Source organism: Brevibacterium renqingii, assembly GCF_017808105.1.
In the GTDB taxonomy this organism is placed as follows: domain Bacteria; phylum Actinomycetota; class Actinomycetes; order Actinomycetales; family Brevibacteriaceae; genus Brevibacterium; species Brevibacterium renqingii.
This window is the reverse complement of the sequence record NZ_JADBHF010000011.1, coordinates 117958-138851: the sequence shown is the minus strand read 5'-3', so window position 1 is coordinate 138851 and position 20894 is coordinate 117958. Positions and strand designations below refer to the sequence as shown.

At 66.9% G+C, this 20894-nt stretch carries 17 protein-coding genes; 5 read left to right on the top strand and 12 right to left on the bottom strand.

The window, feature by feature from the left end; genetic code table 11:
* Positions 1 to 91: 91 nt before the first annotated feature.
* The 7 genes from IHE57_RS12530 to IHE57_RS12500 all read right to left on the bottom strand — a co-directional run bounded on the left by IHE57_RS12530 (position 92) and on the right by IHE57_RS12500 (position 7478).
* A complete protein-coding gene (locus tag IHE57_RS12530; protein ID WP_209373416.1) occupies positions 92 to 898 on the bottom strand; it encodes a glutamate racemase in 807 nt (268 codons plus the stop codon).
* Positions 895 to 1542 (bottom strand): HAD domain-containing protein, encoded by a 648-nt coding sequence (locus tag IHE57_RS12525; RefSeq protein WP_209373415.1) that lies wholly within the window; start codon positions 1540 to 1542, stop codon positions 895 to 897. The genes IHE57_RS12530 and IHE57_RS12525 overlap by 4 nt, the downstream gene beginning before the upstream one ends.
* A 229-nt stretch (positions 1543 to 1771) precedes the next feature.
* The gene (locus IHE57_RS12520; protein WP_209373413.1) at positions 1772 to 2167 is read right to left on the bottom strand and encodes an acyl-CoA thioesterase; all 396 of its coding nucleotides are present in this window, start codon (positions 2165 to 2167) and stop codon (positions 1772 to 1774) included.
* Between the two features lie 125 nt (positions 2168 to 2292).
* Positions 2293 to 3285, bottom strand: coding sequence for an electron transfer flavoprotein subunit alpha/FixB family protein (locus tag IHE57_RS12515; protein WP_209373412.1), 993 nt, complete (start codon positions 3283 to 3285; stop codon positions 2293 to 2295).
* The gene (locus IHE57_RS12510; RefSeq protein WP_209373410.1) at positions 3282 to 4058 is read right to left on the bottom strand and encodes an electron transfer flavoprotein subunit beta/FixA family protein; all 777 of its coding nucleotides are present in this window, start codon (positions 4056 to 4058) and stop codon (positions 3282 to 3284) included. Before IHE57_RS12510 ends, IHE57_RS12515 begins: the two co-directional genes overlap by 4 nt.
* A gap of 2 nt (positions 4059 to 4060) precedes the next feature.
* Positions 4061 to 6574, bottom strand: coding sequence for a GcvT family protein (locus IHE57_RS12505; protein WP_209373409.1), 2514 nt, complete (start codon positions 6572 to 6574; stop codon positions 4061 to 4063).
* 127 nt (positions 6575 to 6701) lie between these two features.
* A complete protein-coding gene (locus tag IHE57_RS12500) occupies positions 6702 to 7478 on the bottom strand; it encodes an IclR family transcriptional regulator (RefSeq protein ID WP_209373406.1) in 777 nt (258 codons plus the stop codon).
* Positions 7479 to 7595: 117 nt separating this feature from the next.
* Between IHE57_RS12500 and IHE57_RS12495 the strand changes: the two genes are divergently transcribed.
* On the top strand, positions 7596 to 8345 hold the full coding sequence (locus tag IHE57_RS12495) for an IclR family transcriptional regulator (protein WP_209325997.1): 750 nt from the start codon (positions 7596 to 7598) through the stop codon (positions 8343 to 8345).
* Between the two features lie 154 nt (positions 8346 to 8499).
* On the opposite strand, the gene IHE57_RS12490 is transcribed toward IHE57_RS12495, so the two are convergent.
* Positions 8500 to 9360 (bottom strand): methylenetetrahydrofolate reductase, encoded by an 861-nt coding sequence (locus tag IHE57_RS12490; RefSeq protein ID WP_209373404.1) that lies wholly within the window; start codon positions 9358 to 9360, stop codon positions 8500 to 8502.
* Between the two features lie 165 nt (positions 9361 to 9525).
* Here IHE57_RS12490 and IHE57_RS12485 point away from each other — a divergent pair, with 165 nt between their 5' ends.
* Positions 9526 to 10809: a glycine cleavage T C-terminal barrel domain-containing protein gene (locus tag IHE57_RS12485; RefSeq protein WP_343071915.1), complete on the top strand. Its 1284-nt coding sequence runs from the start codon at positions 9526 to 9528 to the stop codon at positions 10807 to 10809.
* Positions 10810 to 11199: 390 nt separating this feature from the next.
* Here IHE57_RS12485 and IHE57_RS12480 read toward each other — a convergent pair whose 3' ends face one another.
* From IHE57_RS12480 to IHE57_RS12470, 3 genes are all read right to left on the bottom strand, one after another.
* The gene (locus IHE57_RS12480) at positions 11200 to 12660 is read right to left on the bottom strand and encodes an APC family permease (RefSeq protein WP_209325999.1); all 1461 of its coding nucleotides are present in this window, start codon (positions 12658 to 12660) and stop codon (positions 11200 to 11202) included.
* Positions 12661 to 12861: 201 nt separating this feature from the next.
* Complete coding sequence (locus tag IHE57_RS12475; protein ID WP_209373397.1) at positions 12862 to 13158, bottom strand: antibiotic biosynthesis monooxygenase family protein; 297 nt, start codon at positions 13156 to 13158, stop codon at positions 12862 to 12864.
* 445 nt (positions 13159 to 13603) lie between these two features.
* Positions 13604 to 14929 carry a site-specific DNA-methyltransferase gene (locus tag IHE57_RS12470; RefSeq protein ID WP_209373395.1) on the bottom strand — a complete coding sequence of 442 codons (1326 nt, stop codon included), beginning with the start codon at positions 14927 to 14929 and terminating at the stop codon, positions 13604 to 13606.
* 37 nt (positions 14930 to 14966) lie between these two features.
* Here IHE57_RS12470 and IHE57_RS12465 point away from each other — a divergent pair, with 37 nt between their 5' ends.
* Positions 14967 to 16484: an FAD-dependent oxidoreductase gene (locus IHE57_RS12465; protein ID WP_216630023.1), complete on the top strand. Its 1518-nt coding sequence runs from the start codon at positions 14967 to 14969 to the stop codon at positions 16482 to 16484.
* A gap of 13 nt (positions 16485 to 16497) precedes the next feature.
* The gene (locus IHE57_RS12460; RefSeq protein WP_209373393.1) at positions 16498 to 17724 is read left to right on the top strand and encodes an alpha/beta hydrolase-fold protein; all 1227 of its coding nucleotides are present in this window, start codon (positions 16498 to 16500) and stop codon (positions 17722 to 17724) included.
* On the opposite strand, the gene IHE57_RS12455 is transcribed toward IHE57_RS12460, so the two are convergent.
* On the bottom strand, positions 17718 to 19169 hold the full coding sequence (locus IHE57_RS12455) for an XRE family transcriptional regulator (RefSeq protein WP_209326003.1): 1452 nt from the start codon (positions 19167 to 19169) through the stop codon (positions 17718 to 17720). The genes IHE57_RS12460 and IHE57_RS12455 overlap by 7 nt on opposite strands.
* A 176-nt stretch (positions 19170 to 19345) precedes the next feature.
* Here IHE57_RS12455 and aceA point away from each other — a divergent pair, with 176 nt between their 5' ends.
* Positions 19346 to 20641 (top strand): isocitrate lyase, encoded by a 1296-nt coding sequence (aceA, locus tag IHE57_RS12450; protein WP_209373391.1) that lies wholly within the window; start codon positions 19346 to 19348, stop codon positions 20639 to 20641.
* The last annotated feature ends 253 nt before the right edge of the window (positions 20642 to 20894 follow it).

Here is a 20894-nt window from a genome sequence, read left to right as displayed (position 1 = left end):
CTGACTGTCTCTCCATGCTAGCACTCGTTTGGTCAAAGGTGTTCAGGTCGGTTATAATCCCGGCCCATTCGCCGGGGAAGGCGGAGGTGCCTCAATCGCGGTCGGCGTCGCTCTCGCGCGACTCTCGCGCCAGCAGCCGCTTCCCGGCCGGATAGGCGGTCAGGGACTCGGGCAGACGCACGCGGCGGCCGGATGCGTACGTGGCCAACACGCGGCCGGTGCCCGGCTGTTCGTCGCCGATGCCGGCGGGTTCGAGGCCGATGCGGCGCAGGGTCTGCTTGGCCACGGGCATGGGGGAGTCGAAGAGGGTGAGGGCACCTGCGCGGGCGGCCATGATCCGGTCGGCGACGAGTCCGTAGTGGGTGCAGCCGAGGACCACGGCCTCCATGCCGGGCCCCATCTGAGCGAACGCGTCCTCGATGGCACGATCGATCGTCGGGAGGTCGCCGATGTTGATCGCCTCGGCGAGTCCGGGGCAGGCGACCTTGGCCACGTGCAGATCGGCGGCGAACGAGTCGATGAGGTTCTGCTGGTAGGCGCTGCCCGTGGTCGCCGGTGTCGCCCAGATCGCGAAGTCCTGGCCCGTCCCGGCGGCCATCTTCACTGCCGGGACGGTGCCGATGACGGGGATATCGGGCTCATAGCGGGCGCGGACGGCTTCGAGTGCCTGCACCGAGGCGGTGTTGCAGGCGATGACGATGGCATCGGGTTCCCATTCGGCGAGCACTCCGGCCGAGTGCAGAACGCGCTGTTCGAGCGTTTCGCTGCTGAGGCCGCCGTAGGGAGTGAAGTCCGGGTCCATGGCCAGGACCAGGTCAGCGTCCGGGGCGAGGTGGAAGAGTGCGTCGGCGGTGCCGAGGAGGCCGAGACCGGAATCGAGCAGGCCGATGCGCGTCATGCATCCTCTTTCGTCTGGGAAGCTCTCGAGCCGGCGAGCTTCGAACCGGATGCCTTCGGACGCGCGGTCTTCGGGTCGCCGGCTTTCGGGTAGGCGAACCCTCTGATCTCCTTGAGGTGCGCCTTCGTCAGACCGTGTGAGAAGTCGGGGGCAATGAGTTTGAGACGGTTCGCCGAGTAGCGGTTCTGAAAGTACTCGCGCGTGGCCGGCCAGGCCAGGTCGTCGTCGATCCAGATCGCCCGGCCGTGCTCGTGCACCGCCAGCCATTCCTCCATCGCTTTGGCTTTCCACCACAGCTGCGGGTCGGCGGCGTAGCGGTTGTGGGTCTCATCGGGCATTTCGATGACTTCGAAGGAGTTGCGCAGTCCGAATTTCGGTTCGAGTTCGGACTTGCATCGCTGCGACCAGGTCGACAGCCATACGACGTCGACCTCGTGGGTTTCGACGATGCGGTCGAAGAACGCGATGACGGCGGGGCGGTAGTGGAGTTCGTAGTTCCACGCGTGCAGCTTCTTCCGGCCTTCAGTCATGATGCGCAGGGTGGGCACCGGATAGGAGTTGAGGACGCCGTCGACGTCGAGGAAGACCGTGACATGGCGCGCCTGCCTGCGTGCCGAGACCGGCGACGGGGGTGCTGCTGCCATCGTTCCTTCCTGTGAGCTCTGGCGCTTCGGCCTGGTGAGGCCGTCGCCGCGCTGGTCTGCGGGCGGAGCGCTTCCGCCCGCACCAGAGTCGATCACAGGCAAGTTTACCGCTGTCCGCTGCCGAAGGCCGAGCCGATGTGCCGACGGAGCCGGATCCGGCGACTTCGGGCGAGCCAGTGGACGCCCGCTCCGGAAGGTCTCAGATCGCGGTGATGTGGTCTGGGTCGCCTCAGCCCTGCAGGTACGGTTCGAAGGCGGCGCGCAGCTCGGGCGTCAGCGGGGTCGGCTTCGAGGTCTCGCGATCGATGTGGACGAGGACGCAGTCGTGGTCGAAGACCTGTCGTCCGTCCTGGTCGCCGCGGGTGTTGACGGTGAATGAGGAGTTGCCGAGCTTCTTCACCGAAACGCTCATCGTCAGCTGCGGTCCGTACATCACGGGCACGATGTAGTCGATCGACTGGTGGGCCACGAGCAGGCCGCCGCCGGTGATGTGGCCGGCGCGGATCTCATTCATCCAGCGGATGCGGCCCTCCTCGACGAGTGTGATGAGCCGTGCATTGTTGACGTGGCCGAGCATGTCCTGGTCCGACCAGCGCACCTCGGGTGAGTATTCGAATGTTGCCACGCTTGCCTCCGGGAGCTTCGCAGAACTGTCACTTAACGATCGTTCTACAGTTAACCAGCTGGTACGCGGCAACGGAAATCTCACCCCCGACAAAGTGGCAGCCCACTCCGGACCAAGGGGGCGACTCACCCCCGGCGGCGGACGATCTCCTCGTTGACGGCGGCGACCACCTCGTGGAGATCGCCGATGATCGCATAGTCCGCGCGCTGGACCATCGTCGCCTCCTCGTCGGTGTTGATGGCCACGAGCGTCTTCGCTCCCTCGACGCCGGCCATGTGCTGGATCGCGCCCGAGATCCCGCAGGCGATGTAGACGTCAGGCGAGATCCGGCTGCCTGTCTGGCCGACCTGCTCGACATGCGGCCGCCACCCGAGGCCCGTGACCACACGAGAGACGCCCAAGGCCCCGCCGAGGTGGTCGACGAGTTCGAGGACCTCGCCGAAGCCGTTCTCCGAGCCCACTCCGCGACCGGCTCCGACCACGGCTCGTGCGGAGGACAGTCCCGAAGCGTCGTCGGCGTCCTCGTCCTCGGTGCGTACGACACGGGTGTGCAGGTCCTCCTCGGCGATCTCGAGTTCGTACTCGAGGACCTCCGGGTTCGTCGGGGTCGTCTCCTCAGGGGTGCAGGCGTGGCCGGCGACGGTGAGCACATGCAGATCGCCGTCCAGGCGGAGCCTCTCGAACGCGGTCCCGCCGAAGACCTGCCGCAGCAGACCGTCATCATCGGCGGAGACGACATTGGCCGCCATGCGCTCGCCCGTGCGGACCGCGGCATGGGCCATGAGCTCCATGCCCCGCGGCGTCCCCGACGCCAGCAGCGTGCCGGACTCGGGTGCGATGTCGACGATCGCCTGCGCCCAGGCGGCCGCCGAATACTCCTCGAGCTCCGGATGCTCGAGATGGTGGATGGTCTCCACCCCCAGCCGCCCGAGTTCGGCGACGGCGTCCTCGCTGAGGTCGCCGACTACCACCGCTTCCGTGTTGCCCGCGTTCGAAGCGCCGCCGTCAGGCAGAAGGGAGAGCAGCTCCGTGGCGTGGATGCGGGCGAAGGTGACGGCCTCGGCGGAGGTGAGCGTCACCTGGCCGTCGGCATCGGTTTCGACGAATACGAGTGTCATGGCCGGATCACTCCGATCTCTTCGAGGACATCGACCAGGGCCGGCGCCGCCTCGGGGCCTTCGCCGAGGACGGTCACCGAACTCTGCTTGACCTCCGGCAGTTCGAGCCGGATGCGCGGATTGCCGGCACTGGGCTCCGGCGCGTCGTATTCGGCGATAGGGGCCCTCTTCGCCTTCATGCGTCCGGTGATCGACGGGTAGCGCGGGTCGACTCCGCCCTCGTGGACGGCGATGACGGCCGGCAGATCGACGGTGAAGATCTCGGTGCCCGCCGGCCCGATCCCGCGCGCCTCGATGCCGCCGGAGTCGGTCGGGCTGAGCGTCTGGATGTTCGACAGCACCGGGTATCCGAGGTCGTAGGCCAAGCGGATGCCGACCTGGAAGTCGCCGGTGTCGGCGGCGTCGTCGCCCAGCAGCACGAGATCGAACGTCTGTCCCGACTCGGCCCGGTCGCGGACGACGTCGCCGATGACCTGGGCGATGTCCTCCGGTCCGAACGCGGCCGGGTCGGCGGTCTCGATGAGGATGCCGTCGTTCGCGCCCACGGCCACGGCCGCGCGCAGCTGTTCGACCGCCTCGGCGGGGCCGACGGTGAGCACGGTGACCGTGCCCCCGGTCGCGGCGGCGGTGCCGATCGCGAGCTCGACCGCGCACTCCTCGTGCGAGGACATCGTGTGGCCGAGACCGGCCTCGTCGATGCCCGCACCTGTGTCATCGAGGGTGACGCTGCCGGCGATGTCGGGGACGCGCTTGATGCACACGAGGATATTCATCGTCAGCTCCTGATGCGTTCGTTCTCGGGATCGAACAGCGACGTGGAGTCGACCGACGCCACGGTCACCGGATAGAACTCCTCCATGTAGACGACCTGGAGACGGTTGCCCAGCACCGCCTCGGCGGGCGGGAGGAAGGCCATGAGGACGTGCTTGCCGAGGCTCGGAGCCGAGCCCGCCGAGGTGACGTAGGCGCCCCGTCCGTGCCCGTCGACCAGCGGCTCACCGTTCGCGGAGACAATGGGCTCCCCGCCGAGCATGAAGCGCTTCTCGCCGCTGGAGCTCGTGTGGTCGTCGACGGTGAGCGAGCACAGCACCGTCTTCGGCTCGGCCTCGCGGTGCCGCAGATGAGCGTCCCTGCCGATGAAGTCCTGAGGTTTGACCTTCGGCCTGCTCATTCCGACCTCGACGACGCTGCGCTCGGAATCGAGTTCGGCCCCGAACGCGCGGTACCCCTTCTCGATCCGGCCGGTGGTGCCGTAGACGCCGAGGCCGACCGGGACGAGGCCGTGTTCGCGGCCGGCGTCGAAGAGGAGGTCCCAGAGCTTCAGCCCCGATTCCATCGGCACGTAGAGCTCCCAGCCGAGGTCGCCGACATAGGAGATGCGGGAGGCGAGCACCTCGAGCGAGTCGATTTCGATGGTCCGGCAGGTGCCGAACCGGAACCCCTCATGGGAGACGTCGGCATCGGTGACGGCGGCGAGGATGTCGCGGGCTCGCGGTCCCCAGAGGCCGATCGTCGTCCACGAGCTCGTGAGATCGGCGATCTGGGCGCCGGTCTCGGGCAGTCGGTCGGCGAACCACTTGAGATCGACCATGCCGTGGGCTGCGCCGGTGACGACGCGGAACCGGTCGTGGGCCAGCCGCATGATCGTGAGATCCGAGCGGAAGCCGCCGCCCTCATCGAGGATCGGAGTGTAGACGACGCGGCCGATGGTGACATCCATCTGCGCCAGCGCGATGCGCTGGACCGCGTCGAGGGCGGCAGGGCCGAAGACATCGAAGATGACGAAGCTCGAGAGGTCGACGAGTCCGGCACGCTTGCGCAGGGCCAGGTGTTCGGCATTGATGATCGGCGACCACCAGCGGGAGTCCCACTCGGCGCTGCGGTCCATCACGGCCTCGCCGAACTCCTCGAGCAGGCCAGCGTTCGATTCGTACCACTGCGGCCGCTCCCAGCCTCCGGCTTCGAAGAACACTGCGGACAGCTCCTTCTCCCGCTCATGCATGGGGGAGAGGCGGATATTGCGATCGGAGTTCCACTGCTCTGCGGGGTGGACGATGCCGTAAGTCTTGTTGAAGCCTTCCGAGGTGCGCGCCTGCACATGGGTGCGGGTGCGCTGGTGGGAGTGGAAGCGGGCGATGTCGGCGGCCTGGACGTCGATCTCCGGCAGACCGTGCGTCATCCATTCGGCCACCGCCCGGCCGACTCCCGGTCCCTCCTTGATCCATACGGCCGCCGCCGACCACAGGCCCTTGACCTCCGGCGATTCGCCGAGGACGGCGGGCCCGTCCGGGGTCAGCGAGAGGAGACCGTTGATCGCGTAGCGGATCTCGACCTCGGGGTTCGACAGCACCTCGGGCATGAGTTCGACGGCCTGTTCGAGCTGCGGATCGAAGTCCTCATCGGTGAAGGGCATCTCCGTGGGGGAGAGCTTCGCGGATTCGTTCGAGGGGATGTCGTCGGGCTCGTGGAGGATCGGCCGGTGGGCGTAGGAGCCGATCTCCATGTCCGAACCGTGTTGGCGCTCATAGCAGAATGTGTCCATATCGCGCACGATCGGGAACGAGATCTCGCCGGGGCGCTCGGCCAGCTGGGGGACGGGTCCGACGCTGATCATCTGGTGCACCGCCGGCGACAGCGGGATCGAGGCGCCGGCCATGGCTGCGATGCGCGGTGACCACACTCCGCAGGCGACGAGGATGCGCTCCGTGGCGATCTCGCCCTTCGTCGTGTGCACGCGCACGATCCGGCCGTCTTCGACGTCGATGCCGGTCACCTCGGTGTTGGGTGACACCGTCAGTGCACCCTTGGATTCGGCGGACTCGCGCATCATCGTGCCCGCGCGCACCGAGTCGACGACTCCTACGGTGGGCGTCCAGAAGGCGCCGACGATGACCTCGGGATCGAGGAAGGGCACCTTCTCGGCGACCTCTGCGGGGGTGACGAGCTCCGATTCGATGCCCCAGGCCCGCGCCGAGGCCATGCGCCGCCTGAGCTCCTGCATCCGTTCCTCGGTGCGCGCGACCTCGAATCCGCCGGACTCGGTGAAGACGCCGAGCTCCTTGTATTGGCGCATGCTGTCGAGCGTGAGGTCGGTGATCTCGCGCGAGTGGTCGACGGGGAAGATGAAGTTCGAGGCGTGCCCGGTCGAGCCGCCTGGATTCGGCAGAGGGCCCTTGTCGACCTGGACGATGTCCGTCCAGCCGAGCTCGGCGAGATGGTGGACGAGGCTGTTGCCGACGATGCCGGCTCCGACAACGACGACGCTTGCCTGGGCGGGAATGGAAGCCATGGGCGGCTCCTCTCTGAAGGCTTCTTCGCCTTCACCGACACTGTTGCGAAATATGCAACGGGGTGCGCGATGTGGAACTCTGTATGAGGATCGTCCCCCTGCGGAGACGGGCGTGTCAAGGGGTCGGTCAGTGTTCGCGCCAGCCGAGGCGGGCGGAGATGTCGGCGGCGGCCGAGGTGAGGAGGTCCCGCGCGGAGCGGGCCCTCTCCTCGGTGAAGCGGAAACTCGGGCCGGAGGCGGAGATCGAGGCGATGACGTCGCCGTGGGCATTGCGCACGGGGGCCGACACGGCGGTGAGGCCGACCTCGAGCTCATCGACGACGAGCGAGAACCCGTCCGCGGCCACCTCGGCGATCTGGGTGAGCAGCTGCGGGATCGAGGTCACGGTGTGCGGGGTGAAGCTCGGCAGCTTCGCGGCCAGGGTCGAGCGGATGCTCGCCTCGCTCATTCCCGAGAGCAGGACCTTGCCGTTCGAAGTCGCGTGCAGGGGGATGCGCTGGCCGACCCAGTTGTGGCTCTGCACCGAGGCAGTGGACGCGGCCTGGTCGAGATACAGGGCGGCGCCGTCGGAGAGCACGGCGACATTGATGGTCTCCCCGGTCGCCTCGGCGAGCATCTTCGCGATCGGCCGCGCCTCCTGGACGATGTCCAGCCGCGCGGTCGTCGCTCCGGCCAGACGGAGGATCGACAGACCCAGGCGGTACTTTCCGCGATGCTGGTCCTGCTCGACGAGCCCGCGGGCCTCGAGGGTGGCGACGATGCGCGAGGCGGTCGACTTGTGCACCCCGAGCTCGCCGGCGAGCTCGGTGATGCCCGCCAGTCCGGTGCGGGCGATGATCTCGAGGAGCGTCACGGCCCGATCGACGGACTGGACGGTGCCGGAGCCGGGCTCATTGTTGCTCATTTCGAAACTGTAACGCACGAAGCGCAACCCGACCAGAGCCCGACCGTGTGAGGTAGGGTGAGTCCGGCTGGTGGACCGCGTCCGCCGGCCTTACTGTCCCCGACGGAGCTGAGCACGATGAGCAATGGGACCCAGTCGATCGACCGGGCGGCCGAGATACTGTCGCTGGTCGTCCGATCCGACGACCCGATCTCCTACACCGAGGTCGTCGACGCGACAGAATTGGCCCGTTCGACGGTTTCGCGTCTGCTTTCGGCGCTCGAGCGCAACGGGCTGGTCGAGCGTGACGGGGACGGGCTCTATCGCGGCGGCCCGCTCTTCGCCACCTACGCCTCGCGCTTCGACCGGGTCGAGAACCTCGTCGCTGCGGCCGATCCGACCCTGCAGCGCCTGAGCGAGGAGACCGGGGAGACGGTCAACCTGGCCGTGCCGGGGCCCAAGGGGGTCGTGCAGGTCGCCCAGGTCGATTCGACCTTCGTCCTCGGTGCCACGAACTGGGTCGATGTCGACGTTCCGCCGCACTGCTCGGCGCTGGGCAAGATCATGTACGCCTTCGACGTCATCCCGCTGCCGACGGGGCGTCTCGAGCGGCGCACGGAGCGCACACTGGGTTCGCGCAAGGAGCTGACCGACAACCTCGCCGAGGTGCGCGAACGCGGCTTCGCCATCGTGCACGAGGAGTTCGAGGTCGGCCTCGACGCGCTGGCCGCGCCGGTATTCGGCGTCGACGGTGACGTGGTCGCGGCCGTCGGCATCTCGGGGCCGACGATGCGCATCGCCGATCATCATCAGAAGCTCGGTGCGCTGCTGGCCGACGAGGCGGGGCTGCTCTCGCGCACACTCAAGCGCAAGGTCGCCCACCGGTAGGGCGAGCGGTCTGCCCGTCGGGCGCCTCCGAAGCGAGAGGTGGTCGCAATCGGATAGTTTCGGCCGCGGAAAGTGTCCGATCGCGCCCAGTTCTCGGGCAGACCCTCCCGCAGCGACCGAGCAGCGGCTGAGCGGTGATCGAGCAGCGGCTCGCTTACTGCAGGCTGGTGAACTCCTCGGCCCCGCCGAGCGCTGCGAGCTGCTTGCGCCGCCAGACCTCGGTGTCCTTGATCTGATTGAACGTGTAGATGTGCAGGCCGGCCACGCCCATGGAGGCGTCGTCGAGGACCGGCGCGAGCTTGTCGAGGAACTTCCGGGGATTGTAGCCGCCGGGTTTGGCCATCCGAGTGAACGTCGCAGTGTTCTTGCGCAGGAACCGCGTGGACTCGCCGACGCCGATCTTCGTCGCCACCCGTGCGAGCTTGCCCAGCTCGACCTTGCCGGCGATGCCGAGGATGACCGGAAGCTCGATTCCGCGCGAGCGCACTCTCGGCAGCCACGCGGCGATCGTCGCCGGGTCGAAGCACAGGTTCGACACGATGTGCGTGGCGTAGTCTCGTTTGTCCCACATGGCCTGGACGGTCACATCATCGGAGATCAGCGGATGGGACTCGGGGTAGGCGCTCACGCCGATGTGCTGGAACGGCGCCGCCATGCTCGAGAGGTCGAAGAGCAGGTCGAGGGCTCCTGCGTAGCCGCCGGCAGGTGGAGTGGCGTCACCGGCGGGGACGAAGATCCGGTCGACCCCCGCCTCGGCGAGTCGGCCGACGATCTCTTCGAGCTCGGTCCTGCCCTGGACCATGCGCGCGGCGACGTGCGGCACGGCATGGAAGCCGAGCGCCTGCAGCTGTTCGGCGGTCGCGATGGTCGCTTCGAGGCTCAGCCCCGTCGAGGCGGTGACCGTGATCTCGCGGCCGGGGGCGATGTGCTCCTCGATGCGGTCGACGACTCCTGCCGTCGGCAGGATCTCGTAGCGGGCGGTGCTGAGAAGCGTGCGCAGCGTTGCCTTTGACATCCTCGTCTCCTTCTCGAAAGCCCGATCCGTGAAACTCGGGGATCGAGTCCCTTGCGTCCCGGTGTATTCGATCTTACACTCATTATACCCATAATATGGGAATTGAGTTCCATAATATAAAACTGTGCGAGCAGGGGGAACACCATGGACAACAACGTCCCGTCAGTGGATCAAAGCGACAGAGAAGTCCCGATCAACCTACGTCAGTCCGGCCCGACTCCGGTCGAGATGCTCATCGACACCCGCGTCCGCAAGTCCCCATACTGGGAGCTGTCCATGCAGCAGGGCTGCTGGCGGGCGTCGATCTACAACCGCATGTACCATCCGCGCGGCTACATCCCCCGCGAAGACGGCGGGATGATGGCCGAGTACCAGTCCCTCGTCAATGACGTGACCCTGTGGAACGTGGCGGTCGAACGCCAGATCCAGGTCAAAGGCCCCGACGCCGAGGCGTTCGTCAACTTCGTCATCACCCGTGATGCGACGAAGATCCCGGTCATGCGGGCCCGCTACGTCATCCTGTGCAATGAGGCCGGCGGCATCCTCAACGATCCGATCCTGCTGCGCGTCGGCATCGACGAATTCTGGTTCAGCCTCTCCGACACCGACCTCATGCTCTGGTTGCAGGGGGTCAACGTCGGCGGACGGTTCGACGTCACGATCCAGGAGATCGACGTCGCACCCGTGCAGGTCCAGGGTCCGAAGTCCGTGGACGTCATCGCCGATCTCGTCGGTGAGGAAGGGCGCACGCTGCCGAGCTTCGGCCTCATGGAGGCTCAGGTCGGCGGTCACGACGTCATCATCTCTCAGACCGGGTTCACGGGCGAGAAGGGCTACGAGATCTACCTCAAGGAGGCGACGAAGTACGCTGAGGACATGTGGAACGCCGTCCTCGAGGCCGGGGTGCCCTACAACCTCAGGGTCGTCGCACCCAGCCACCATCGCAGGATCGCCGCCGGCATCCTCTCCTGGGGACAGGACATGGACTTCGAGACCCTGCCGTTCCAGGTCAACCTGTCTTACCAGGTGCCCCGGAAGAAGGAGGCCGACTACATCGGCAAGGCTCGGCTCGAGGAGGTGCGCGAGCAGATCGAGGCCGGCACACCGCCGTATCGCAACCAGCTGGTCGGACTGCTGGTCGGAGGCAAACCGATCACCGACTACGCGCCTGACTTCTGGCTCGTCTCCGCCACTTCCGGCGGGGAGGCAGTCGGGTACGTGACCTCGCCGTGGTACTCACCGGAGCTCGAGGCGAACATCGCCATGGCCTATGTGCCCGTCGAGGCGACGGCCCTCGGCACCGAGTACTGGGTGCACCTGCCCGAGCCTTTCGCCGACAAGCCGGGCGAACCGGTCCGCGCCGAGGTGGTCGAGATGCCGTTCCGTCCCAGCGTCAACCCCAACCAGCGCGAGCGTCTGAAGATGCGCGGTCTCGACGCCGCTGTCTGACGACGCCGCTCGCGCAGAGCGCCGTCTCGTCTCGAGAGCACTCTCGCACGCCGAGAGTCCTCTCGATTCGACCTGACGCCGAGCGCGTCCCACAATCCGAGCGCGGTCGCTGCTGCCCAGAGCCGGCGGCCGCGTTCGCACGTCCGCACACTGCCGCCTCCCCAAGCGGAGTTCGCAGCACTCACCGCTCGCGGCATCACGTACCCTTCGCAGCATCACGTACGGTCCGCAACACCTCCTACCCTTCGCGGCACCTCCTACAGATAGAAACGCACCCCTCACCGTTAGCCGCATATCGCCCCGTTGCAACGGGAGGCTATGCGACCAGCGACGAGGGGTGCTGTGATCGGGCGCCGGAATTCGGATCCCAGGGTGCTGGCTCAGCCGCGTCTACTTTCCGCGGAGGGCCTTGACCTTGGCGAGAAGTTCGGTCTCCGCGTTCGGGCCGGCCTTGATGCCGGTGGGCAGTCTGAACATGAACCAGATGCCGACGAGCAGCCACACGGCGAAGCCCACCCACGACTGCCACGCCAGCTGGGCCGAGACCGGGGTGATCGGAATATAGAGGATGAAGAGGATGAGCGTGAGCACCGAGGAGATCACGCCGATGATCACACCGCCGTTGCGCGGTCCTCCGATGCGCAGAGGCCGTTCCATGTTCGGTTCGCGCTTACGCAGGATGAGGAAGCCGACGCTGACGAGGAAGTAAGCGATGACGATGGCCGGCGATCCCGCGTCGACGATCCAGCCGAGGGCGGCGGTGCCGAAGAACGGCGCGATCGCCGACAGGAGGCCGATGAAGATGATGGCGTTCGACGGGGTGCGATACTTCGGGTGCAGCTTGCCGAACCACTTTGGGATCATGCCTGCCGCGGACATCGCCCACATCAGGCGGGATGAGCCCATGAGGAAGGCGTTCCACGAGGTGATGATGCCGGCCAGACCGCCGGCGATGACGATCTTGCCCCACACGGTCGAGTCGAACATGATCGACAGGGCATCGGCGGTGACGAGATCATGGGTGCCCATCTGGTCGGCGGGCATCGCCATGGACGTCGTGCCGATGATGACGACATAGAAGACGATCGCCATGATGACCGAGAGGACGACGAGTTTGCCGATCTTGGCCGGAGGAAGCTTAACCTCCTCGGCGGACTGCGGGATGACGTCGAAGCCGACGAAGAGGAACGGCACGACGGCCATGACACCGATGAATCCGGCGCCGCCTCCGGTGAACAGCGGCTCGGTGTTCTCGAGTTTGCCGCCGACGAAGCCGCCGGTCAGCAACATGAGGCCGACGATGATGAGGAACCACACGACGAAGGTCTGCACCAAGGAGGCGACCTTGACTCCGCGGATGTTCACGAAGGCGATGATGATCGCGGTGATCGTGCCGACCAGGGCCCAGGTGAGGTAGACGTCGAAGCCGGCGACGTTCCACAGCTTGATCTGTTCGAGGTTCGGAAACAGATAGAGCGCGGTCTTCGGCACCGACACGGCCTCGAACATCACGACGCTGATGTAGCCGCCGGTGATGGCCCAGGACCCGAACAGCGAAACGCGAGGACCCATCGCACGGATGAGGTAGTTGTGCTCACCGCCGGCATGTGGCATGGCCGCGACCATCTCCGAATACACGGTGCCGACGAAGCACATGATGACGCCGCCGACGGCGAAGGCGATGATCGCGCCGAGCGTGCCCGCGCCGTTGAGCCATTCTCCGGTGAGCACGACCCAGCCGAAGCCGATCATGGCACCGAAGCCGATGAAGAGGGCGTCAACCGTGCCGAGGGCGCGGACGAAGCCATGTCCCCGGTCATCGGAGACGGTCTGGGTTTCAGGCTGACTCATGGGATACCTCGTCACTTCTCTGTGGATGGATAAGCGGTGCGCCGCGGTCACGAGTCGACGCGCGCGAGCTCCGAGAGGCAGAGTAGCAGGATTCTGAAAGTTACCGGAGAGTCGATCGCCCGACTGCCCGAAGATCGCTGAGATATCCGGTGAATCGATCAAGGACGCCGTCGCAGAGGTCGACGTCCTTGACTGTGACGCTCACTCGCCGAGGTCGACGACCTCGAACTCGAGGAGGTTCGCAGATTCGGTGACGGGCTTCTTCCCCATCGATTCGTGCGCCGAGGTGCGGTTCGCACGCCAGTTCTCGAAGTCCTCGCGGGTCGCCCACTGGGTGTAGACGAAGTACTGGTCGCCTCCGGCGACGGGACGCAGCAGCTGGAAGCCCTCGAACCCGGGGGCGTCATCGACGGAATGCTTGCGTTCGGCGAAGCGCTTCTCGAGTTCGGGGCGGGCGGCCTCGGGGACGGTGAGGGCATTGATAGCGACAACGGACATGGCTGTTCCCTTTCAGCAGAGACTTCGTTTGTCGGCGAGCCGTGACGCGTCAGGCATTGCGGTCATGCGACGCCCGAGGATCGGCGATGCTCGTGCGAACACCTCGGCTCCGGCGTGAGAGTCGCAATCTCGAAGCGAACGTCAGGCTCACCCTTGAGCCTACGACCTCGACCCGAGTGCCGACTGAGGAGTCCAACTGTCTGCACGCAGAGTCTCATTTTCCAGTGACCTCCGAACAGACCGGAGCACATGCGAGCGCCGAACGAGTCAGGTCAGGGCCGAACGAGTCAGGTCAGGGCGGAGCTGCGGACGAGCTGTGCGCGCCAGACTCGAAATTCGCGACGCTCCCGACCCGGGGCCAAGTCGTTTGTGGTCACTGCGCCGAGGCGAATCCGGTGAATCGGGTCTTTCGCCTCGGTGCAGTGACCACAAACGCGGTGCAGGCCTACTCGCCCTCGACGACGTCGAGCCGGGTGAACGGCAGTCCGGGGGAGTGGACGTCGGCGGCGCGACGGATGCGTTCGGCGGTGAGCTCGCTGATCGTCGGGAACTCGGCGTTGCCATCGCCCCCGCCCGAGGCAGCCCCGCGAGATCCGCCGCCCGCGCCCGAGCCTGCCCCGCCCGAGGCAGCCCCGGCGCCGTCCCCGGCCCGCCCGTCCTGGGCAGCAACCACGGCGCGGGCATTCTTCGATCGCAGGGGCTCCGGGGTCTGCACGAGCACGAACGACCGCGACCCCGAATCCCGTTCGTTCGCGGCCATCACCGCCTGCGCCGTGGTCCCGGAACCGGCGAAGAAGTCGAGGACGATGGCCTCGGGGTCGAAGAACGTCTGCGAAGCCACGAGCGCCTTGACCAGTTCCACGGGCTTCGGATAGCTGAACACCCCGCCGAGCCCCAGCGGCTCGAGATCGTTCTGCCCGCCGAGAGCCTTGATGATCGAGTACATCTTCGAACTCGCCTTCTCCGCCGGCGTCACCCGCACCACCGCGTGCTTGCCCGCCTTCCCCCACGGGCGCAGAATGTACTCGCCCGAGTCCAGCTTCGCGTCCACCTCGGCGAGCTTCTTCGCTCCCTTGACGGCGAGGATGTCCTCGTACATCAGCCGCCGCTCGGACCCGCGCGCATAGCGTCCGAACCCGGCGCGCAGCACATCGGTCTCCACGAGCATCCGGTGTCCGTCGATGACTTCGAGCTTCGCCGGTGACTTCTTCTCCGTGAGGAACGGCCCTACCCGGCTCGCGTCCCGCCCCCACACGTGCACATAGTCGTGCCCGCGCACGAAGGACGGCGCATTGCCTCCGCCCTTGGCGCGTTGATGGATGAGCGTGCCCAGCGAATTGTCCTCGCCGAAGATCTCATGCCCGAGCAGCTGCGCCCACGCACTCTCCTGGTCATCGAGGTGCAGGAACAGCACCCCGTCGTCGCGCATGAGCTCGCGGGCCAGCAGCAGCCGCGGAGTCATGAAATTCAGCCAGCTGGCGTGATCGTGCCCGTGGTCCTTGTACGTGTGCGCATTGCCCGTGTTGTACGGCGGGTCGATGTAGACGACCTTGACCCGCTGGCGGTGCGTGGCCAGCAGCGCCGTGAGCGCCGGCAGATTGTCCCCGACGACGAGGAGGTTCTCGCGGGGAGCGGGAACGTAGGGTCCGCCCCCATCGCCGAGGCGCAGATGCGGGCCATCGCCGAGGTGGGGGTGGGACTGACCATCGACGAGGCGACGACCGAGGGCGAACGCCTGGGCCTTGCCCGGCCATTCCAAGACGGTCGTCATCCTTCTCCTTCATCCCGAACGGTGCCAAGATTGCTGTATGAGTATTTCACGAGTGGCCGTGGTCGGTGCCGGCGTCCTCGGAGTCGCCGCAGCCCGCGAGGTCACCAGGAGACTCCCCGACGCCGCAATCACCGTCATCGACAAGGCCGATACCGTCGCCGCACATCAGAGCGGTCACACCTCCGGAATCGTCGATGCCGGACTCGAGCAGATCCCCGGCTCCGCCGCGGCCGCGCTCGCCCGCCGAGGCGTGCAGCTGCTGATCCCCTATATGGCCGAACGCGGCGTGCCCTACCGCGAATGCGGACAGCTGATGGTCGCGCAGAACACCGACGAGGCGGAGCGGCTCGAAGAGCTCTTCGCCCGGGCCGAGGGTAATGCGATCCCCGGCGTGCGCCTGCTCGAACGACACGAGATCCGCGAGGTCGAACCCGCAGTCAGGGGTGTCCTCGGGCTGTGGGCTCCGCACGCCGCCGTCGCCGACTTCGCGGCACTGGCCGAGGAGCTCGTCTCCGATGTGCGCCTCGCCGGCGGCACCATGCGCTTCGGGACCGAAGTGACCGGATTCGACGTCATGAGCAACGAGGTCCGGCTGCGGGGACGCACAGCACCGGCGCGAGCCGAGCCCGCTGAGCGCGACGCGGAATCCGGTGCAGAACGCGGTGCAGATGATGAGACAGGAACCGGGGCAGACGATGCCGATCGACGAGTCGAACAGGTACACGACCGACCGCGGACCTACCGAGGTGACGAGGCCCGGGAGCCGGTCATCGGCGTCGGCGATGAGCTGCGCGATCGCTTCGGCGAGCAGGAGTGGTTCAAGCAGGCCGAATCGGCGATCGGGCAGTGGCGAGAGAAGCTGTCGAGTTCGTGGTCGCGCAGCTCCGACACGCGCCCCACGAACGCACCGACCGAGGAGGTCCTGGGCACCTTCGACATGGTCATCGTCTGCGCGGGGCTGCAGGCCGACCGACTCGCGGTGGCCGCCGGATCGGACGCACAGCCCTGGATCGTGCCGTTCACCGGCGATCACTACACGATCCCGTCCACCGGCGCCGAGGCGGTCCGCGGCATCGTCGGCTCCGTGCCCGACCCGCACGCTCCCTTCGCCGAGACCTCGATCCTCCGCGGACTCGACGATGCGCTCGTCCTGGGCCCCAACACCTTCGTCGCCCTCGGCCGGGAGACCTATGAGAGGCGCGGCTTCGACCTCGGCGACATCGGATCGACGGCACGGTTCAAGGGCTTCTGGAAGTACGCCGCGCAGACCGCCAGGACCGCGGCCCGCGGCGTGAGGCCCAGGGTGAGCAGGTCGGCGTTCGTCGACGGAGTGCGCAGATTCGTTCCCGGACTCGAGGCCGCATCCATCGAGGAGGGCTCGCGCGGGGTCCGCGCACAGGCGATGAACGACGACGGTGAGCTCATCGACGACCTCGTCACGACCGTCCGCGGCCGGCTGACCATGGTCAGGGCCGTCCCGAAGTGGGGAGCCACCTCGGCGCTGGCCATCGCCGAGACCATCGTCGACCGGGCCATGGAGGGCCTGGCCCCCTGACGGGCAGGCGTCGATGATCGAAACAGAGCAGCTGGGCACGTGGTGCCTCGGGTCCGAACGCGACGACTGGAAGCTGCGCATCCTCCTGCGTGGTGAGCACATTCCCGCCGACTGCCGACCGGGCCCCGAACAGTCCCTCTTCGCCGACCTCAACGGAATCACCGGCCGCGCCGATGTTGCCCGAGGGATCATGATCCGGCAGGAAGGCTCGGACGGCGTCGCATATGCGATCGACCTCGCGGTTCCCCGCGGATTCCGCGGCAGCCTCCACTTCATGCCCGTGCCCACAGGGCTCAGCACCGCCGACCGTCCCACCTGGCTTGACGCGCTCGACGGTGCCTTCGTCCCGACACGTCATCCTGGTCTGCGGGTGTTGCGCAGCATGCGCGGCATCAGCGTCCTCGAGATCGCAGCTCCCGACGCCGACCCGCTGGGCTGGTCTGTCCCCGATCCCGCCCGGTCGCATCGGCCCCGCATCGGTTCCCGCGACGTCGAGGAACGCGTCGTCACCCTCGATTCCACGCCGAGGCGGATCTGGAGCTGCCGTCCGCAGCGGGCGGCCGCCACGGCACCGATGCTCGTCGTCTTCGACGGGCGAGGGTTCGTCGACGGCGGACTGCTCGCGGCGGTCGACGAGCTCGACTCGCCTCCGTCGGCGGTCATCGCGATCGATCATGAACCTGCCGATGCCGACGCCGCGGGCTCGGTCCTGGGAGGGTCGACGCTGCCTTCCGTTCCGCGCGGTTCCGCCCTGCCGACCTCCGATCCACCCGCACGCGGTCTGCGGGCCTCCGATCTCGTGATGAATCCCCGCTTCTGCGACGACGTGCTCGACCTCGTCGCGAGCATGACGAATGACCCCGACCACGCGGCACGCACGCTCGTCGCCGGAGCCTCCTACGGCGGTTTGGCCGCCGCCTACTTCGCCCTCCGCCATCCGCAGCGCTTCCGCGGAATCTGCCTGTCACCGTCGTTCTGGCAGACCGACGTCGCCGGGCGCAGGATCTGGCATCACGTGCCGGAGTCCGGCACCTTCCCGCGACCGGCGTTCGTCATCGACTACGGCGTCCTGGAACCGGCGATCGCCGATGCCGTCGCCGAGGCGGTCCCGGAGTTCGCCGACCGCGGGCTCGATATCGAGGTTCGGTCATTCGTGGGCGGTCACGAGCACCTGTGGTGGCGCGAACTCCTGCTCGTCCGCCTCGGCGAGGCCCTCGCGGAAGACCCCGCGCCTCACTGAGAGTGGCGTTCGAGGAATTCGTAGACCTCGGTGTCGTCGACACCGGGCACCGCGCCCGGCGGCACCGCGGCCAGCAGCGAAGCATGCATCCGGGCTGAGGGCAGCGCTTGGTCCTCCCATTTCTCCGCCAGATCCTGCGGCGCCTGCCGGCAGCAGGACGGCTCGGGGCATTCGGACTTCGAGCGGATCTGTGACTCCCTGCCCTCGAACCAGCGCACATGGGAGAACGGAACGCCGACGCTGATGGCGTAATCGCCGCCCGGCAGGACGCGTGCGGTGCACCAGAACGACCCGTGCGGGGTGTCGGTGTACTGGTAGTAGGGGCTGAAGCGGTCGGCGACGCGGAAGACCGTGCGCGAAGTGAAGCGCTTGCAGGCGAACTGCCCCTCGATCGCGCCGAGCGGGTCGGTGGGGAAGGGCAGGCCGTCGTTCGAATACGCCTTGTGGATCGTGCCCGAGTTATGGACCTTCATGAAGTGGACGGGCAGTCCGAGGTGCTCGGTGGCGAGGTTCGTGAACCGGTGCGCGGCCATCTCGTAGCCGACGCCGAACATATCGCGCAGATGCTCGACGGAGAGCACGCGCTTCTTCTTCTCCTCCTCGAGCATCGGCACGGCCGCCGATTCGGGCAGCAGGATCGCAGCGGCCAGATAGTTCGCCTCGACGCGCTGCTGGAGGAACTCGTGGAAGTCCTTCGGCGAGTCGTAGCCGAGCACATGCGGGGCCAGGCTCATCAGCAGGTGGGAGCGCGGATCGAACGCGGCATCGGCGTTGGGCAGGTAGAGCCGCTTGTTCGCGGTATCGGAGATCGACCGGGTCGAGTCCGGCAGGTCCGAGACGTAGTGGAGGCTGAAGCCGAGCTTCTCGGCGATGAGCGCGGTTTGCCGCTGCGAAACCGTGCCCGATTCGTAGCCGACGAGGTCGAGCAGCTCGGCCGCGGTGGACTCGAGTTCGGCGAAGTAGTTGTTCTTCTCCCGCATCCGGTCCCGCAGCTCACGGTTCGCGCGCCGGGCCTCCTCGGGGGTGGCCGCGCGGCGTTCGAGAGCTTCGCCGAGCTGGCGCTGCAGACCCACGATCGCCTCGAGCGCATCGGCCGGCAGGGACTTGATCCGCACCTGCGGCAGACCGAGGGACGAGTACATGGGCGAGGCCTGATTGCGTTCGGCCTCGAGCTCGAGGGCCTGCCGTTCGTCGATCGGGGCGGGGTCGATGAGCTCGGCGACATCGGTCCGCAGGGCCTTGGCGATCGCGGCCAGGAGCGTGACAGAAGTTTCTCGCTTGCCGTTCTCGATCGTCGAGATCTGCGAGGCCGCACGCCCCACTTCCTGCCCCAGCTCGTTCAGCGTCAGACCACGCTGTTTGCGAAAAAATCGAATTCTTCTGCCGATGCTCAGCTGATCGGTCTGCTGGTTCTCTGTGTCGACTTCGGCTCCAACGCTGACCAAGGCCGCTCCAATCGGTTCTGTGTGCCAGTTCACTCTCGTGAGAATCAGTATGACAGAACGGCGAAATTTCTGAAACCGGAAATATCGAGATTATTCATTCAAAATTCCCCTACCGGAGCACTTGCGGCCCCCACAGAATGAATACATCAACCCCGATCGACGAGGAGAGAAAGACAATGACTGACAACACCACGCAGAGCAACCTGCACGATGCCGAGGCCATCCGCCGCGATTGGGCGACCAACGCCCGCTGGTCGGGAGTCGCTCGTGACTACGAGCCCGAGGACGTCGTCAAGCTGCGCGGTTCGCTGATCGAGGAGCACACGCTGGCCCGCCATGGAGCCGAGCGCCTCTGGGACCTCATCAACACCGAGGACTACGTCAACGCCCTCGGCGCGCTGACCGGAAACCAGGCCGTCGAGCAGGTCAAGGCCGGACTCAAGGCCATCTACCTCTCCGGCTGGCAGGTCGCCGCCGACGCCAACGCCGCCGGCCAGACCTACCCGGACCAGTCGATCTACCCGGCCAACTCGGTGCCGCAGGTCGTGCGCCGGATCAACAACGCACTCATGCGCGCCGACCAGATCGAGACCTCCGAAGGGCAGAAGAACGTCGACGACTGGTTCGCCCCGATCGTGGCCGACGCCGAGGCGGGCTTCGGCGGCACGCTGAATGTCTACGAACTCATGCGCTCGATGATCAACGCCGGCGCTGCCGGCGTCCACTTCGAGGATCAGCTCGGTTCGGAGAAGAAGTGCGGCCACCTCGGCGGCAAGGTCCTCGTTCCGACCTCGCAGCACATCCGCACCCTCAACGCGGCTCGCCTCGCGGCCGACGTCGAGAACGTGCCCAGCCTCGTCATCGCTCGCACCGACGCCGAGGCGGCCACGCTCATGACCTCGGACATCGACGAGCGCGATCAGCGCTTCGTCACCGGTGAGCGCACCGCCGAGGGCTTCTACAAGATCACCAACGGCATCGAGGCGGGCATCGCCCGCGGTCTGTCCTTCGCTCCCTACTCGGATCTGCTGTGGATGGAGACCTCGACGCCCGATCTCGAGGCAGCCAAGCAGTTCGCCGAGGCGATCAAGGCCGAATACCCCGACCAGATGCTGTCGTACAACTGCTCGCCGTCGTTCAACTGGCGCAAGCACCTCGACGATGCGACCATCGCGAAGTTCCAGCGCGAGCTGGGAGCCATGGGCTACAAGTTCCAGTTCATCACCCTGGCCGGCTTCCACGCGCTCAACTACTCGATGTTCGATCTGGCCCACGGCTACGCCCGCGAGCAGATGAAGGCCTACGTCGACCTGCAGGAGCGCGAGTTCGCCGCCGAGGACCGCGGATACACCGCCACTCGCCACCAGCGCGAGGTCGGCACCGGGTACTTCGACCTGGTCTCGACGGTGCTCAACCCGGATTCCTCGACCACCGCACTGGCCGGATCCACCGAAACCGCTCAGTTCAGCTGAGCCGACGCGCTCGGTTCAGCCGAGCGAACAGGCCGCGCGACCTGCCTCCCAGCGGGGAGGCGGTCGGCCGGCCACTACATACCCGGCGCGGATCGGCAATGTTTTCACGGGGTTTGCATTGTCGGTCCGCGCCGTCACACCACACGCTTCGAACCCCGACCGGGCACAGAGATCCCCGGAGCAGCACCACCGCAATCGGCGGGCCGTCCAGGCTCCGTCCATCCAGGCAGCACCACACAAACCAGGCAGCACA